Genomic DNA, 387 nt, shown 5'->3' on the forward strand with positions numbered 1-387 from the left:
CTTCGACGGCCTGTCGGGCCTGTGGTGCTCCGGCCTGGGCCATGGCCGCAAGGAGATCGCCGAGGCGATCGGCCGCGCCGCCGCCACGCTCGACTATTCGCCCGCGTTCCAGTTCGGCCATCCCGCCTCGTTCGCGCTGGCCAACAAGCTCAAGGAGCTGACGCCCGAGGGGCTCGACTACGTGTTCTTCACCGGCTCGGGTTCCGAATCCGCCGACACGTCCCTGAAGATGGCGCGCGCCTACTGGCGCGCCAAGGGCCAGGCGAGCAAGACGCGCCTGATCGGCCGCGAGAAGGGCTACCACGGCGTGAACTTCGGCGGCATCTCGGTGGGCGGCATCGTGGGCAACCGCAAGACCTTCGGCCGGGGCGTGGAGGCGGACCACAT

1 protein-coding gene is annotated in these 387 nt (G+C 69.8%); it reads left to right on the forward strand.

What is annotated here, in order from left to right; translation table 11 throughout:
* On the forward strand, positions 1-387 hold a 387-nt coding region (locus tag MPC4_RS05365; RefSeq protein WP_174511617.1), incomplete at both ends, for an aminotransferase class III-fold pyridoxal phosphate-dependent enzyme.

Origin of the sequence: Methylocella tundrae (genome assembly GCF_901905185.1) — a bacterium.
Taxonomy (GTDB): domain Bacteria; phylum Pseudomonadota; class Alphaproteobacteria; order Rhizobiales; family Beijerinckiaceae; genus Methylocapsa; species Methylocapsa tundrae.